Source organism: Streptomyces sp. SID13726 (assembly GCF_010548375.1).
Taxonomy (GTDB): Bacteria; Actinomycetota; Actinomycetes; order Streptomycetales; family Streptomycetaceae; genus Streptomyces.
This window is the reverse complement of the sequence record NZ_JAAGLY010000007.1, coordinates 142,728-157,743: the sequence shown is the minus strand read 5'-3', so window position 1 is coordinate 157,743 and position 15,016 is coordinate 142,728. Positions and strand designations below refer to the sequence as shown.

Genomic DNA, 15,016 nt, shown 5'->3' with positions numbered 1-15,016 from the left:
CCGGCCGCGCCCCGCGGCGGAGCTGCTGATGTCAGAGCCCTGCGCCCCCAAGAAGCCGGGTGCAGCCGGGCGAGCAGTGACTGCACCCACTCAGGGGCGCGGGGAACTGCGCGACCAGCCCCGACGCGCCCGCAGCCGAACAACCACCCCCCGTTTCCCCTACAGCGCCTGCGCCGCCGGCTTCACCATCCCCCTCACCGTGCGGGACTTCACGAAGTCGCCGATCGCGGTCATCTCCCACTCGCCGGAGAACTGCTTGATCAGTTTCGCCATCATCACGCCGGTCTGGGCCTCCGCGTTCGTGAGGTCGAAGCGGACCAGTTCCTCGCCGCTCGCGGCGTCGATGAGACGGCAGTACGCCTTGGCGACCTCGGTGAACTTCTGGCCGGAGAAGGAGTTCACCGTGAAGACGAGACCGGTGACCTCCTGCGGGAGCCGGCCGAGGTCGACGACGATCACCTCGTCGTCACCGCCGCCCTCGCCCGTGAGGTTGTCGCCGGAGTGCTTGATCGCGCCGCCGACGATGGACAGCTTGCCGAAGTAGCAGCTGTCGATGTGGTTGCGCTGCGGGCCGTAGGCGATGACGGACGCGTCGAGGTCGATGTCCTTGCCCCGGTACGCCGGCTCCCAGCCCAGCCCCATCTTGACCTGGGAGAGCAGCGGGCGCCCGCCCTTGACCAGGGACACGGTCTGGTTCTTCTGGAGGCTGACCCGCCCCTTGTCGAGGTTGATCTTCCCCGCGCCCGGGGCGGGGGCGGCCGGAGCCGGGGGCGCGGCGGGCGCGGGCGGCGCGGCGAGCCGCGGGTCCATGGCCGGGGGCGGCGGAGCCATCGGGGTCTGCGCGGGCGGCGCCACCGGCGGCGCCACCGGCGCGGCGGCGGGCGCCGGAGCCGGCTCCTCCACCGTCACACCGAAGTCCGTCGCGATCCCCGCGAGCCCGTTGGAGTATCCCTGACCCACCGCCCGGGCCTTCCAGGCGCCGTTGCGCAGATAGATCTCCACGACCACCAGTGCCGTCTCGGCACCCAGCTGCGGCGGCGTGAACGTGGCCAGCACGCTGTTGTCGTCCGCGTTGCGGACCGTGGCCGTGGGCTCGATGCCCTGGAAGGTCTGGCCGGCCGCGTCCGGGCTGGCGGTGACGACGATCTTCTCGATGCCGGGCGGCACGGCCGCCGTGTCGACGATGATCGCGTCGGGGGCCGCACCACCGCCCGAGCGGTACGTCACCCCCGGCCCGGACGGCTGGTTGTAGAAGATGAAGTCGTCGTCGGAGCGCACCTTGCCGTCGCCGGTGAGCAGCAGGCCCGATACGTCGAGCCGCACGGGCGCGGCGACGTCCACCGCCACGCGCGCGGCGGAAAGGGGGATGTTCGAGCCGGGGGTCATAGCTGTCATGCCCCGTGAACGAACGACACCACTTTGCCGTTCCCTTACCCGGGCCCGAACGGGTGTGCCGTCCGCCGGACCGTCGTCACATGGCCTGGAGCGTTGCGGCCAGCTGCGCCGCCGCGGCTCCGGCGGCGGCCGCACCGCCCACCGACGCGGTGATCCGGTCCAGCAGGTCGAGGGCCCGGCGGGGCCGCATCGTGGGGGAGGTCAGCTCCTGGTCCAGTTCCGCTGCCGCCTCGGACCGGGCCGCTCCCGCCGCTCCCTCCTCTTCCGCCGTGTCGGACCGCGGAAGCTCCGCAAGCACCGCCTGGAGGAGCAGCCGGAGCTGTTCGGCGGACGGGCCGTGGTTGTCGACGGTGCCGTTCGGTCCCACGTGGTGACCGGTTCCGGTCAGCGTGCCTATGTCGTAGGTGACGGTGGGGATGGGCCGGTCAGCCGGTGGACGCGGGTGGCTGTTCGGCTCCGGGGCCCGTGGGCCGGTTGTGCTGGGGTCGTCCTGACTGGTCATTGCTCACCTTTCCCTGCGGACCGATGTGGTGTCCCGTCCCCTCGACGTGGCCGATCTCGTAGGTGGTCTTGTTGATGATCTGGTCACGGCGGGTGCGGAACTCGGACGTGTCGATCCGGCGCTCGGTGAGGAACGCGTCCAGGCAGTCGATCACGCTCCGCTGCATCCGCTGGAGACAGTCCCGGGTGTCCAGCGCTTCGAAGTAGTCCGTGAGATACGAGCGCGCGGCGTACTCCCGCAGGCTGGTCTCGGCGCCGAAGTCGTAGATCCGCTCACCGAGGGCCGCGCTGCGCTGGATCTCCTCGGTCTGCCACTTGTCCGCCTCCGTGTCCCCGCCGGTCACGGTCCGGTCCGGCTCCGGCTTCCGCGCGTCCTCTTCACGGGTGTCCGCGTCGGAGCCGGAGGGCTGCGGCGGCCGGTCCCAGGAGCTGCGGGTGAGGTAGCGCGTGAGGAGTTCCCAGGCGATCTCGCGACAGGCGGGGGCCGTGGTGCGGCCGGGGAGCGGATCGAGATGGTTGTCGAAGTGCTCCCCGAACGGGTGGTCCAGCCGCAGCCGCAGGGTGTCCAGACCGGGCAGGACGAACGTGGCGATGTCGAGGGAGAGCATGTCGCCCTGCCGGGTGACGCGGACGTACATCGACACCACCAGGCGGCCCCCGTTGAACAGCCGCTCCAGACAGACGTACGTGCGTGCCGTCCCGCTCGGCCGGTCGACCCCCGCCGTCAGCCACTCGCGGGACACCTCGGTCGGCGGGGGCTTCTCGCGGTCCTCCCAGGGGCTGTCCGTCGTCCGGGCGATGACGTCGCCCCGTATGAACAGCCGCTGCCGGACCGTCGCCGCCGCCTCGTCCAGACCCCGGGACGGCAGCTCCTTCACCAGGCGGTCATGGACCTGGTGCGCCTCGAAGGGCAGCGGCTCGACGTCCTCCGAGGCGCCCCGGCTGATGTCGACCGGCTGCATCACCACGTGCTCCACGGGGATGCCGCTGCCGATGAACGGGGTGGCGGAACGCGCGGAGAAGACGATCAGATCGGCCCGCTGGATCCGCTCGACGCGGGCCTCCTCCGCCGCGTCCCGCTCCGGCACGCTCGCGCGTGGCGCCACGTCCGTCCGGCGCAGTCGTTCCGCCGTCCCGACGGTGTCCCGCACGAGAGCGTGGACGACGCGGTACCCGTGGGCCAGCGCGGCGGCGGCGACCGTCACGGCCACGGCGCACGACCAGAGCCACGCCGGCGAGAGCCACAGCGCAGCCGCGACCCCCCACACCAGCACTGCCGCTGAGGACCACAGCCAGCCCCGCACCGCGTCCAGGGAATGTGCCGCGCTCCGCCGGCGGTCGCGGGCGAGACAGGCGTGCCGCCATACGGCGACCATGTCCACCCCGGACGACGGGCACCCGGCCTTCAGCCCGCTCGGCAGGGCGTCGGCGCAGACCCGGTCGCAGAACTCCCGGTTCAGATGGACGGCCAGGCACAACTGCCGGGTGGTCGCGTCCCCGGCCACCTCCGGCAGGCGGGGGTGCTTCCCCGAGACCCCCGCCGACGTGGCCTCCTCACCGGAGGCCTCCTTCTGGAACGCCACACCCGCTCCCTTCGGTCGCGAGTACGTTCGTCATATGAGCGCAGTCGAACTTCCCTTCGTTGGACGAGCTCAAGCCCCTCGACCGGAACTGCCCGGTATTCACTGGTTCGGACCGTCAAGTGTCCTTGTGGACACGGGGAGTTGACAGGTCGTCGCCCTATTGGGGGACGACCACGATCTTCCGTCCCACCCCCGCCGCGAACTGCTCCAGCGCCTCCGGATACCGCTCCAGCGGCAACCGGTCGCTGATGAAGACCTCCGGGTCCAGGACACCCGTCGCGAACAGCTCCGCCGCCCGCTCGAAGCTGTGCAGGACCGCCATGGAGCCGGTGATGGTGATCTCCTGGTTGTAGATGCGGTACGGGTCGATCGTGACCCGGGTCGCGTAGTCGGCCACGCCGAACTGGAGGAAGGTGCCCGCCTTGGCCACCCGGTCCAGGCCGTCCTGGATCGCCGCCGCGTTGCCCGTCGCGTCGATGACCAGGTCCCAGCCCTGTGGCCGGTCCAGCTCGTCCGGGTTCGCGGCGGACGCCGAGACGCCGAGCGTACGCGCCGTCTCCAGGCGGGTTGGGTTCACGTCCACCATGTCCACGCTCGCCGCGCCGGTCCGCTTGGCCAGCTCCAGCATCATCAGGCCCATCGTGCCGGAGCCGTAGATCAGGACATGGGCGCCGAGGCGGGACTGGAGGACGTCGTAACCCCGGACCGCGCAGGAGAGCGGTTCGACCAGTGCCGCGTCCTGGGTACGGACGTGTTCGGGCAGCCGTACGCAATTGGCCACCGGCGCGACCGCGAACTGCGCCGCGCCACCCGCCGTGGTCACGCCGATCGCGGCCCAGCGTTCGCAGAGGTTGTTGTGGCCCGTACGGCAGTACCGGCACTCGTGGCAGTACAGCGAGGGGTCCACGGCCACCCGGTCGCCGACCGCCAGTTCCGTGACCTGGGTGCCGACGCCGACCACCTCGCCCGCGAACTCGTGGCCCGGCACGATCGGCAGCTCGGGGGCGAACTCGCCCTGGAGGATGTGGAGATCGGTGCCGCACAGACCGCACGCGGCGACCTCGACGACGACCTCGCGCGGGCCCGGCGTCGGGTCCGGGACCTCGGCTACGACGGCACGGCCCACGGACTCGATGACGGCGGCCTTCATTTCACGGCTCCAAGAGACAGGCCCTGGACCAGTTTGTCCTGGGCGGCGAATCCCGCGGCGAGCACCGGCAGGGAGATGACGAGCGACGCGGCGCACACCTTCGCCAGGAACAGGCCCTGGCTGGTGATGAAGCCGGTCAGGAAGACGGGGGCGGTCTCCGCCACCACGCCTGTCAGGACTCGGGCGAACAGCAGCTCGTTCCAGCTGAAGATGAAGCAGATCAACGCCGTCGCCGCGATGCCGGGCAGGGCGATCGGGGCCACCACGCGCGCGAGGATCGTCGGGAGGCGGGCGCCGTCCACGCGCGCGGCCTCGATCACCGCCACCGGGACCTCGGCGAGGAAGGACTGCATCATCCAGACCGCGATCGGCAGGTTCATCGACGTGTAGAGGATGACCAGCAGCCAGATGTTGTCGAGCATGTCGGTGTTCTTCGCGAACAGGTAGATCGGCAGCAGGCCCGCCACCACCGGCAGCATCTTCGTCGACAGGAAGAAGAACAGGACGTCCGTCCACTTCCGGACCCGGCGGATCGAGAGCGCGTAGGCCGCGGGGAGCGCCAGGAGCAGGACGAAGAGGGTGGACGCGAGGGACGCGACCGTCGAGTTGATCAGGGCCGGCCAGGGGCTCGCGCCGCCGCCGGTGCCGAAGAACTCGCGGTAGCCGTCCAGGGTGAGGGCGGCGCCGAAGGAGGGCGGGTTGGTGGCCGCGTCGGCCTCCGAGTGGAAGGACGTCAGGGCCATCCACGCGATCGGGAGGAAGAACAGGATCCCCAGCAGCCAGGCCACCAGGCCCAGGCCGAGTCCCTTGCGCTGTCCCTTGCGTTCTGTGGCGATCGTGCTGCTGCTCATGCCCGGCCCGCCTCCTCACGGAACAGGGACGACACCACGCGCAGGGCGAAGGTCGCGATGATGATCGAGCCGATGACCACCAGGACGCCGGCCGCCGAGGCGAGACCGTTCTCGTGGGCCTGGTAGAAGCTCTGGTAGACGGTGTACGGGAGGTTCGCGGTGCCCAGGCCGCCGGACGTGATCGTGAAGACCGCGTCGAAGTTCTGGACGATGTAGATCGAGCCCAGCAGGGCGCCCAGCTCCAGGTAGCGGCGCAGATGCGGGAGCGTCAGATAGCGGAAGATCTGCCAGTCGCTCGCGCCGTCCACCCGCGCGGCCTCCATCTGCTGCTGGTCTCGGCTCTGGAGGCCGGCCAGCAGGATCAGCATCATGAACGGGGTCCACTGCCAGACCAGCGAGGCCTCGACCGCGAGCAGCGGGGTGTTGGAGATCCAGTCCGGCTGTGGGCCGCCCACATAGTGCAACAGCCCATTGAACAGACCGTATTCAGGGTTGTAGAGCACATGCTTCCAGAGCAGTGCGGCCGCCACCGGGACCACCAGGAACGGGGCGATCAGCAGGGTGCGGACCACTCCGCGGCCCTTGAACCTGCGGTCGAGCAGCAGGGCCAGGAGCAGTCCGAGGACCAGGCTGACCAGGACCACCGTCACCGTCAGCAGGACCGTCGTCCACACCGAGTGGCGCAGGTCGGCGTCGGTGAGGACCTCCTTGTAGTTGTCGACGCCGGTGAAGTGGCGGGCCTTCGGATAGAGGGAGTTCCAGTCGAAGAACGAGATCACCACCGTTGCCACGAACGGGAGTTGGGTGACCACGATCATGAAGATCAGGGCGGGCAGCAGCGGGGCGCGGGTGGCCCAGGCGCGCAGTCGGTTCGAGGGCCGGAGCGCGGTGCGTACCGGAGTGGTGGCCAAGGGGGCCGTCGTTGTCGCGGTCATCGTCCCTCGTACTCCTCGGAGATCTTCTCGGCGAGCTGCTGGGACTTCTTCAGGGCCGACTCGACGGACTGGCGTCCGGCGATGGCCGCGCTGATCTCCTGGGAGACCCTGGTGCCGAGGTCGGTGAACTCGGGGATGCCGACGAACTGGATGCCGGGCGCGGGGCGCGGCTGCACTCCCGGGTCGTTGGGCCGGGCCTGCTCGATGGCCTCCTTGGTCATCTCCTGGAAGGAAGCGGCCGAGGCGCGGTACGCCGGGTTCGTGTACGTCGAAGCGCGCTTGCCCGCCGGGACGTTGGACCAGCCGATCTGGTCGCCGACGAGCTGCTCGTACTGCTTGCTGGACGCCCAGGAGACGAACTTCCAGGCGTTGCCGGGGTTGCGGGAGGCGTGCTGGATGCCCCAGGCCCAGGTGTAGAGCCAGCCGGAGGACCTGGTCTCCTCCACGGGGGCGGGCGCGTAGCCGAGCTTGCCCTTGACCGGGGAGTCGGCCGCCTCCAGCAGGCCCGCCGCGCTGGTGGCGTCGTACCACATGGCGACCTTGCCCTGGGTCATGTTGTTCAGGCACTCGGCGAAGCCGGACTGGGCGGCGCCGGACTCACCGTGCTCGCGGACGAGGTCGACATAGAACTTCGTCGCCTTCTCGAAGGCGGGGGAGTCCAGTTGGGCCTTCCAGCTCTTGTCGAACCAGGTGCCGCCGAAGGTGTTCACGACCGTGGTGAGCGGGGCCATGATCTCGCCCCAGCCGGGCAGCCCGCGCAGACAGATGCCCTTCATGCCGGACTCGGCGCCGTCCGCCTTCGCGGCCAGGTCGGCGACCTGGGTCCAGGTGGGGTGGGCCGGCATGGTCAGGCCCTTCCTCGCGAAGACGTCCTTGCGGTACATCAGGAAGGACGACTCGCCGTAGAAGGGCTGGCCGTAGAGCTTGCCGTCGTCGCCGGTCAGGGACTGGCGCATCGGCTTCAGGATGTCCTGCTCGTCGTACGACGGGTCCTTGGCGACGTACGAGTTCATCTCGTGCAGCCAGCCGTTGCGGGCGTAGATCGGGATCTCGTAGTTCGACAGGGTCGCCACGTCGTACTGGCCCGCCTGGTTGGCGAAGTCCTGGCTGATCTTGTCGCGGACGTCGTTCTCGGGCAGCACGGTGAAGTTGACCTTGATGCCGGTCTCTTCGGTGAAGTGCGGGGCGAGCTTCTGGAGTTCGGTCATCTGGGAGTTGTTGACCATCAGGACGTTGATGGAGTTTCCGCCGGAACCGGTCCCGCCCGCCCCGACCCAACAGCCGGAGAGCAACGGGGCGAGCAGCGTCCCTGCGGCGGCCATGGCGAGCGTGGCTCGCGGTGGCCGTCGTCGGCTCTGGGTGCGCATGGATCGCTCCTGGACATAGGGGGATAGGGCATAGGGGATATATGGGGCACTGCTTGGTGTGAGCGGCCCCATAGGGGGTGAGTTTGAAATTCAGACCCTGATGACCTGCGGGCCCAGCAGGGAGTACCGGTGGGCCTCCGCCGACGGCAGCAGCGTGCTCGTCACGATCGCCTCCAGTGCGCCGATCTCCGCGAACCGGCAGAAGCTGACCGCGCCGAACTTGGTGTGCACGCCCGCGAACACCGTGCGGCGCGCGGCCCGGATCGCCTGCGCCTTGACCTCGCTCACCGCCGGATCGGGGGTGGTGAGGCCGTGCTCGCGGGAGATGCCGTTGGCGCCGATGAAGGCGAGGTCGAGGACGAAGCCGGCCAGCATCTTGGTCGTCCAGTGGTCGACGGTCGCCAGGGTGCCGGGGCGGACCCGGCCGCCGAGCAGCAGGACGGAGGTGTGCTCGGCCTCCGCGAGGGCGCCCGCGACGGGCAGGGACGCGGTGACCACGGTCAGCGGTCGGTCCCTGGGCAGGGCCTCGGCGATGAGCTGCGGGGTGAAGCCCTCGTCGACGAAGACCGTCTCGGCGTCCCCGAGCAGCTCGGCCGCGGCGGCGGCGACCCTGCGCTTCTCGGGCACATGGCTGGTGGCGCGGAACGCGAGGGTCGTCTCGAATCCGGCGCTCTCCACGGGGTAGGCCCCGCCGTGGGTGCGGCGGACCAGGCCGTGGTCCTCCAGGGCGCGGAGATCCCTTCGGACGGTCTCCTTGGCGACGCCGAGCTGGGTGGCGAGGGTGTTGACGTCCACGGCGCCTGTGGTGCGGGCGGTGCGGACGATTTCGCGCTGGCGTTCCTCCGCGGTACTGGTCATTCGGTCACCCGCTTTCCTGGCGTGCTGCCCGTTCGGGCCGTATGCAGGAAGTTGTACAGCGGGTGCGGGGTGATGACCAGGTCTGTTGCGGGGGCGATCCTGTCCGTGTGTGCCCGTTCGGGCGGGCCGGGCCTACGGGGGTGGGGCGTGCGGTCGTTCGGCGGCTGCGGGTCCGATGTGGCTGGTCGCGCAGTTCCCCGTGCCCCTGGAGGTGGCGCTCCGCGCCCACCCCCCAAGACCACGCTCTTGCCCGAACGCGCCCGCGGGTGGGCCCGTTCCGTGCCCGTCCGCCCCCAGGGCAAGGTTTCAGTACGGCCAGATCGGGGGGTCCGTCACGAACTGGCCGCCGAGGTAGGCGTGGGCCTCGTTGCCGTTCTGGAGTTCGCCCTGGTCGGCGATGAGTTTTTCGGCGTAGGGCTCGGAGTCGTCCTGGGGGGCGTAGCCGAGGGCCCTCGCGGAGGTCAGGTCCCACCACAGGCGGGTGTTGGCGGAGGAGCCGTACACCACGGTGTGGCCGACTTCCTCGGCGGTCAGGGCGGCGTGGAAGAGGCGGGCGCCGTCGGCCGGGCTCATCCACAGGGAGAGCATGCGGACGCTGGTCGGCTCGGGGAAGCAGGAGCCGATGCGGACCGAGACGGTCTCCAGGCCGTGCTTGTCCCAGTAGAACTGCGCGAGGTCCTCGCCGAAGGACTTGGACAGGCCGTAGAAGGTGTCCGGGCGGCGCGGGGTGTCGACGGGGATCAGGGGGTCCTCGCCCTGAGGGCGGGGGGTGTAGCCGACGGCGTGGTTGGAGGAGGCGAAGACGATCCGTCCGACGCCCTCCGCGCGCGCGGCCTCGTACAGGTGGTAGGTGCCCTCGATGTTCGCCTTGAGGATCTTCTCGAAGGAGGCTTCCAGGGAGATGCCCGCGAGGTGGATGATCGCGTCGACGCCTCGTACGGCCTCGCGCACCGCGTCCTTGTCGGCGAGGTCGGCGACGATCGCGTCCGGCTCGCCCTCCACGGGGCGCAGGTCGAGCAGGCGCAGCTCGTAGCCGTACGCGGGCAGGAGGTCCCGCATCAGGGTGCCGAGCCCGCCGGCGGCGCCGGTGAGCAGGACGGTACGGGGAGCGGGCATCCTCGGGTCTCCTTGGGGCGACGGCCGTATGAGTGCACGGTATTCACATTCATGGACAAGCTAAGGATCATCGCCCGACTCCGTCAAGGGTGGCGCGTCCTATGTTCATAAATATAAACTCCGATCAGAATCCCGCACGCCCGTGCTCGTGCCACTCGTTCTAGGGAGAGCCTGTGACGTCTGCCGACCTCGCCCATCGACTCGGCATCCCCAGCGGGCCGCTGTTCTTCCCCGTCACCGCCTACGGCCCGGACGGGTCCGTCGACCTCGCCGTGTATCGCGCGCACATACGCCGAGGCGTGGACGCGGGCGCCGCCGCCGTGTTCGCGTGCTGCGGCACCGGGGAGTTCCACGCGCTCACGCCCGAGGAGTTCCAGGACTGCGTCCGGGCGGCCGTCGAGGAGACGGCGGGCCGGGTGCCGGTGGTCGCGGGCGCCGGGTACGGCACCGCCCTCGCCGTACGGTACGCACGGCTCGCCGAGGAGGCCGGGGCCGACGGACTGCTCGCCATGCCGCCCTACCTCGTCGTAGCCGGGCAGGAGGGGCTGCTGCGGCACTACCGCGAGGTGGCCGCCGCGACCGCGCTCCCGGTGATCGTCTACCAGCGCGACAACGCCGTGTTCACTCCGGAGAGCGTCGTCGGGCTGGCCCGCACCGAGGGGATCGTCGGCCTCAAGGACGGCCTCGGGGACCTCGACCTGATGCAGCGGATCGTCAGCGCCGTCCGCACCGAGGTCCCCGGCGACTTCCTCTACTTCAACGGCCTGCCCACCGCCGAGCAGACCCAGGTCGCCTACCAGGCCATCGGCGTCCCGCTCTACTCGTCGGCCGTCTTCTGCTTCGTGCCCGAGATCGCCCTCGCCTTCCACCGCGCGCTCGTCGACGGCGACCGGGCCCTGACCGACCGGCTGCTCGACGGGTTCTACCGGCCCTTCGTGGAACTGCGCGCGCGTGGGCGCGGATACGCCGTGTCCCTGGTGAAGGCGGGCGTGCGGATGCGCGGGCTCGACGTGGGAGAGGTCCGCTCGCCGCTGCACGAGCCGGACGAGGATCATGTGAAGCAGCTCGCGGAGATCATCGAGCGCGGGTACGCGCTGCTGGAGGAGGACAAGTGAAGGCGTCGACGTTCGTCTACCCCTGGGACGTCAACGGGGACCCACAGGCCGCGGACCGCATCGCCGCGCTCGGCGTACGGCAGGCGACCCTCGCCGCCGCCTACCACTCCACGCGCGCGCTGACCCCCCGCCACCCGCGCCACCGCATCGTCACCGCCGAGCACGCGTCCGTGCTCTACCCGACGGACGCACGCTGGGAAGGGCGCGAGCTGCGGCCCTACGCGGCGGGTGACTGGGCCCCCGGAGACGCCTTCGGCGAGGCCGCCGACGCGCTGACGGGAGCCGGTCTCGACGTGCACACCTGGGTCGTCCTCGCGCACAACTCCCGCCTCGGCGCCGAGCACCCGGACACCTCCGTCGTCAACGCCTACGGCGACCGCTACCCGTGGGCCCCCTGCATCGCACAGCCCGCCACGCGCGCGTACCTCGTCGACCTCGCCGTCGAGGCGGCCGTCCGCCCGGGCGCGGCCGGCACCGAACTGGAGTCCCTCGGCTGGTACGGCCTCCAGCACCTGCACGCCCACGACAAGACCGGCGGGGTCCCGCTCGGCGACGCCGGGATGTACCTCATGGCGCTCTGCTTCTGCGGGACCTGCCGGGAGGGCTACGGCGAACAGGGCGTCGATCCCGACGAGCTGGCGGCCGCCGTGCGTACCGCCCTGGAGCCGCTGTGGCAGGGGGCGCCGGAGGACGGCGACTGGACCGGGGTCGAGAAGCTGCTCGGTGCCTCGCTCGCGGCGGCCACGCGCGCGTGGCGGGACGAGATCGCCCGCACGCTCCAGGAGACGGCCGTCCGCGCGGTCCGTGCGGCCGCCCCCGAGGGCTTCCAGATCCTGCTGCACGCCGACCCCGTGACCCACCACGTGGGCGCCAACCCGGGCGTCGACCCCGAGCACATCCTGTCCGTCGCGGACGGGGTGGTCGTGCCCTGCGCGGGCGGACCGGGCCTGCTCACGCCCTTCGCGCGGACCCGCAAGGACGCGGTGATCGCCGCCAACTTCCCCGTGATCTCCCAGATGGGCGGCAGCCCGGGCACGCTCGCGGCGGACGTGGCGGCGGCGCGGGAGCTCGGCGCGACCGAAGTGCGGCTGTATCACGCCGGGTTGGCGTCGGACGGCGACCTGGAGGCGATCCGCTCGGCGCTGGCCGGCCTCTGACACAGCGGTACGGCCGTGGCGAGCCACACCACGCCCAGGACGATCAACAGCGGCCGCTGGTCGACCAGTTCGACCAGCGCCGCGCCCGCCGCGAGACCGAGCACGTTCGGGGCGTAGAGCAGCGTGTTGGCGGTGGCGACGGTACGGCCCAGCAGCGCGTCCGGGGTCTCGCGCTGCACGGCGGTCAGCGCGGCGATCAGCACACAGGGGAGCCCGGCGCCGATCGCCGCGCCGCACACCAGGGCCAGCGGATCGGAGGGGACCGCCCGCAGTCCTGCGGCCACGGCGGTCAGCGCGATGCCGTACGCGGCGAACCGCCGCTCACCGAGCCGCCGCAGCGCGGGCCCGGACAGCAGCCCCACCGCCACCGACCCGGCGCCCTGGACGGCGTACAGCGCACCGGCGTACGCGGGGGAGTGGCCGAGGTCGTCGATCACGGCGTAGAGCAGCGAGCCGTTCAGCCCGGCGAAGAGCATGGTGGTGCCGCCGAACAGGATCAGGGGGCGGAGTGTGGGGTGGGCCCATATGTGGCGGGCGCCTACGGTGAAGGTGGGGCGGCGAGCTGGTTTCTGGAGGCGACGGGTGGCCGGGCCGTCCTCGGAGGTCCGAGGCGCGCTCCCCGCGGCCGTCGGCGGTGAGGTGAGCGGCTCCGGCCGGGCCTCGTGGACGCGCAGCCCCGCGTACAGCCCCGCCGCCACCACGAACGTGAGCGCGTCCAGGAGCGCCACGGCCGGGCCGCCGTAGAGCGTGTAGAGGCCCGCGCCCGCCAAGGGGGCCACCAGCTTCATGCCCTCGTTGACCGCCATGCGCAGCCCGTTGAAGTCGCCGAGCAGGGACGCCGGCACGACCCCGGTGACCAGCGCCGCCTCCGCCGCGTCCTCGACCACGCCGACGGCGCCGTAGAGCAGGAGGACCGCGAGGAGCACCGGGACACGTTCGGTGAGGAGGATCGGCAGGACGGCGGCGAGCAGCAGGTTGCCGCCGATCAGCAGCGGCTTGCGGCGGACGCGGTCCGCCAGGGTGCCGAGCAGCGGGCCCGCGAGGGTCGGCGCCCACATCGCGAGCATGCACAGGGCGGCCAGGCCGTCCGAACCGGTGAGGTCCTTGACCCAGACGCCGGACACCAGCCACAGGGCCGAGGTGCCGAAGCCGGAGACCAGCACGGCGGTGAGACAGAGTCTCGCGTCGCGGTCGTGGAGCACCGCCCATGTCTTCGTCATGCCTGGACATCGTGGGTCTAAGGCTCCGGCGGCGGCATCGGGCAGCTGCCTTAGAACGCGAGCGATTCAGAACGTGAGCGATGAGTTCTCGGAGCGGGGCCGGTCAACCCTTCACGACACCGGGAACCGTGTCCCGGCAACCATGAGGAGCGACGAATGACCGCACCGACCCTCGACCTCGGACCGCAGGCCCGTGTCATCGCCCGGCTCGCCGAAGGGGTGACCGACGAGCGGCTGGCCGGTGCCACACCGTGTCCGGAGCTCGCCGTGCACCACCTGCTCGGTCATCTGCTCCACCTCGCCGCCGCCTTCCGTGACGCCGGCCGCAAGGACCTCGGCGCCACGACCGACACACCCCCGACCGACGCGGTCCCGGACATCGGCCCCGGCTGGCGCGAGGAACTCCCCAAAGTCCTCGACGAACTCGCCGAGGCCTGGCGCGACCCGGCCGCCTGGACCGGGATGACCCGCGCGGGCGGAGTGGACCTGCCCGGGGAGATCGCCGCCGCCGTCGCCGTGGACGAACTGGTCGTCCACGGCTGGGACCTGGCCCGCGCCACCGGCCAGCCGTACGAACCGGACCCGGCCGCGCTCCAGGCCTCGCACGACTTCCTCCAGGCATCCGCCGACGATCCGAGCCGCGACGCCATCTTCGGCCCGATCGTGCGGGTACCGGCGGACGCGTCGCTGCTGGACCGGGCGTTGGGGCTCAGCGGCCGGGACCCGCGGTGGACGCCGTAGCCGCCGCCGGGTGAACGCCGGGGAGACCGACCGGTACGGCCGGCGGCGGTGCGTATCCGGCGTACGCACAACGGGAGTTGGGCCCCGACACTCCGGGCTCATCGCCACCGGTACGCGCCTGCCCCGCCGTCCCCGAACCCCGTGGACGCGGTACGAGACCGCCGTGGACGCACGGAAACCGGCGGCGGGCGGGCGGCCCGGACCGTACGCTCCCCACCATGCCGCCCCTGAGTCTCACCGTCCTCGGTACCGCCTCCCCGCACCCGGTCCCGGGCCGTCCGTGCTCCGGGTACCTGCTGCGCGGCGGGGGCGCCGAGGTGTGGGTGGACGCCGGGCCCGGCACCTTCGCGGAGTTGCAGCGGCACACCAACCCCGCCCGGCTGACGGCGATCTGGCTCTCGCATCTGCACGCCGACCACAGCGCCGATCTGCTGGCCGCCCTCTACGCCTTCGCGTGGGGCGGACTCACCCCGCCCGCCCCCATCCCGGTCTACGCCCCACCCGGCGCCGCCCATCGGCTCGCCGGGTTCTTCGGGCGGGCCGACGTGCGTTTCCTCAGCGGTGTCCTCGACTTCCAGCCCCTGTACGACGGCCACGAGGTCCGGCACTGGAACCTCCGGCTCGTCTCCCGGGCCGTCGTCCACGACGTCGAGAGCTACGGACTGCGCGCCGAGTGCGCCGGGCGGGTTTTCGCGTACTCGGGGGACAGCGGGCCGTGTGCCGCCCTCGTCGAACTCGCCGCCGAATCCGACGTGTTCCTGTGCGAGGCGGACATCGACCGTCATCACGAAGGCGAACAGGTGCACCTGACACCGGAGGACGCGGGTGACATCGCCCGCAAGGCCGGGGTGCGCGAGCTGATCGTCACCCATGTCGGACCCACGCTCACCAGGGACGTGGCGACCGCCCGCGCGGCCGTCGCCTTCGCCGGGCGGACGAGTACGGCGTTCGAGGGTGCCGCCCGGCTCGTCTGACCCTCGTCTTCACCGCAACTTCAACTTCCTTTGCTGGAAGCATTGACGAAACA

Annotated in this window: 14 protein-coding genes; 4 read left to right on the top strand and 10 right to left on the bottom strand. The window is 71.3% G+C overall.

Features of this window, described 5'->3' with window-relative positions:
* Positions 1–159: 159 nt before the first annotated feature.
* The 9 genes from G3I78_RS20425 to G3I78_RS20385 all read right to left on the bottom strand — a co-directional run bounded on the left by G3I78_RS20425 (position 160) and on the right by G3I78_RS20385 (position 9,756).
* A complete protein-coding gene (locus G3I78_RS20425; protein ID WP_203615280.1) occupies positions 160–1,386 on the bottom strand; it encodes a TerD family protein in 1,227 nt (408 codons plus the stop codon).
* A gap of 85 nt (positions 1,387–1,471) precedes the next feature.
* Positions 1,472–1,762, bottom strand: a complete 291-nt coding sequence (locus tag G3I78_RS20420) for a hypothetical protein (protein WP_164426591.1) — start codon at positions 1,760–1,762, stop codon at positions 1,472–1,474.
* A gap of 58 nt (positions 1,763–1,820) precedes the next feature.
* A complete protein-coding gene (locus G3I78_RS20415) occupies positions 1,821–3,479 on the bottom strand; it encodes a hypothetical protein (protein WP_164426589.1) in 1,659 nt (552 codons plus the stop codon).
* A 157-nt stretch (positions 3,480–3,636) separates the two neighbouring features.
* A complete protein-coding gene (locus G3I78_RS20410; protein ID WP_164426587.1) occupies positions 3,637–4,629 on the bottom strand; it encodes a zinc-dependent alcohol dehydrogenase family protein in 993 nt (330 codons plus the stop codon).
* Positions 4,626–5,480 (bottom strand): carbohydrate ABC transporter permease, encoded by an 855-nt coding sequence (locus G3I78_RS20405; RefSeq protein WP_164426585.1) that lies wholly within the window; start codon positions 5,478–5,480, stop codon positions 4,626–4,628. The genes G3I78_RS20410 and G3I78_RS20405 overlap by 4 nt, the downstream gene beginning before the upstream one ends.
* Positions 5,477–6,415 carry a sugar ABC transporter permease gene (locus G3I78_RS20400; RefSeq protein WP_164426583.1) on the bottom strand — a complete coding sequence of 313 codons (939 nt, stop codon included), beginning with the start codon at positions 6,413–6,415 and terminating at the stop codon, positions 5,477–5,479. Before G3I78_RS20400 ends, G3I78_RS20405 begins: the two co-directional genes overlap by 4 nt.
* Positions 6,412–7,782: a sugar ABC transporter substrate-binding protein gene (locus tag G3I78_RS20395; protein ID WP_164426581.1), complete on the bottom strand. Its 1,371-nt coding sequence runs from the start codon at positions 7,780–7,782 to the stop codon at positions 6,412–6,414. Before G3I78_RS20395 ends, G3I78_RS20400 begins: the two co-directional genes overlap by 4 nt.
* Positions 7,783–7,872: 90 nt before the next feature.
* Positions 7,873–8,640 carry a DeoR/GlpR family DNA-binding transcription regulator gene (locus G3I78_RS20390; protein WP_164426579.1) on the bottom strand — a complete coding sequence of 256 codons (768 nt, stop codon included), beginning with the start codon at positions 8,638–8,640 and terminating at the stop codon, positions 7,873–7,875.
* Positions 8,641–8,946: 306 nt separating this feature from the next.
* The gene (locus G3I78_RS20385; protein ID WP_164426577.1) at positions 8,947–9,756 is read right to left on the bottom strand and encodes an NAD(P)-dependent oxidoreductase; all 810 of its coding nucleotides are present in this window, start codon (positions 9,754–9,756) and stop codon (positions 8,947–8,949) included.
* Between the two features lie 173 nt (positions 9,757–9,929).
* On the opposite strand from G3I78_RS20385, the gene G3I78_RS20380 reads away from it, so the two are divergent.
* Positions 9,930–10,871 (top strand): 5-dehydro-4-deoxyglucarate dehydratase, encoded by a 942-nt coding sequence (locus tag G3I78_RS20380; protein WP_164426575.1) that lies wholly within the window; start codon positions 9,930–9,932, stop codon positions 10,869–10,871.
* Entirely contained in the window at positions 10,868–12,028 is a 1,161-nt protein-coding gene (locus tag G3I78_RS20375; RefSeq protein WP_164426573.1) for a hypothetical protein, read from the top strand. Before G3I78_RS20380 ends, G3I78_RS20375 begins: the two co-directional genes overlap by 4 nt.
* Here G3I78_RS20375 and G3I78_RS20370 read toward each other — a convergent pair.
* On the bottom strand, positions 11,965–13,248 hold the full coding sequence (locus tag G3I78_RS20370) for an MFS transporter (RefSeq protein ID WP_203615230.1): 1,284 nt from the start codon (positions 13,246–13,248) through the stop codon (positions 11,965–11,967). The two genes, G3I78_RS20375 and G3I78_RS20370, sit on opposite strands and share 64 nt — an antisense overlap.
* Positions 13,249–13,404: 156 nt before the next feature.
* Between G3I78_RS20370 and G3I78_RS20365 the strand changes: the two genes are divergently transcribed.
* Both G3I78_RS20365 and G3I78_RS20360 read left to right on the top strand, forming a co-directional pair.
* Complete coding sequence (locus G3I78_RS20365) at positions 13,405–13,989, top strand: TIGR03086 family metal-binding protein (RefSeq protein WP_164426571.1); 585 nt, start codon at positions 13,405–13,407, stop codon at positions 13,987–13,989.
* 218 nt (positions 13,990–14,207) lie between these two features.
* Positions 14,208–14,963: an MBL fold metallo-hydrolase gene (locus G3I78_RS20360; protein WP_164426569.1), complete on the top strand. Its 756-nt coding sequence runs from the start codon at positions 14,208–14,210 to the stop codon at positions 14,961–14,963.
* Positions 14,964–15,016 lie beyond the last annotated feature (53 nt).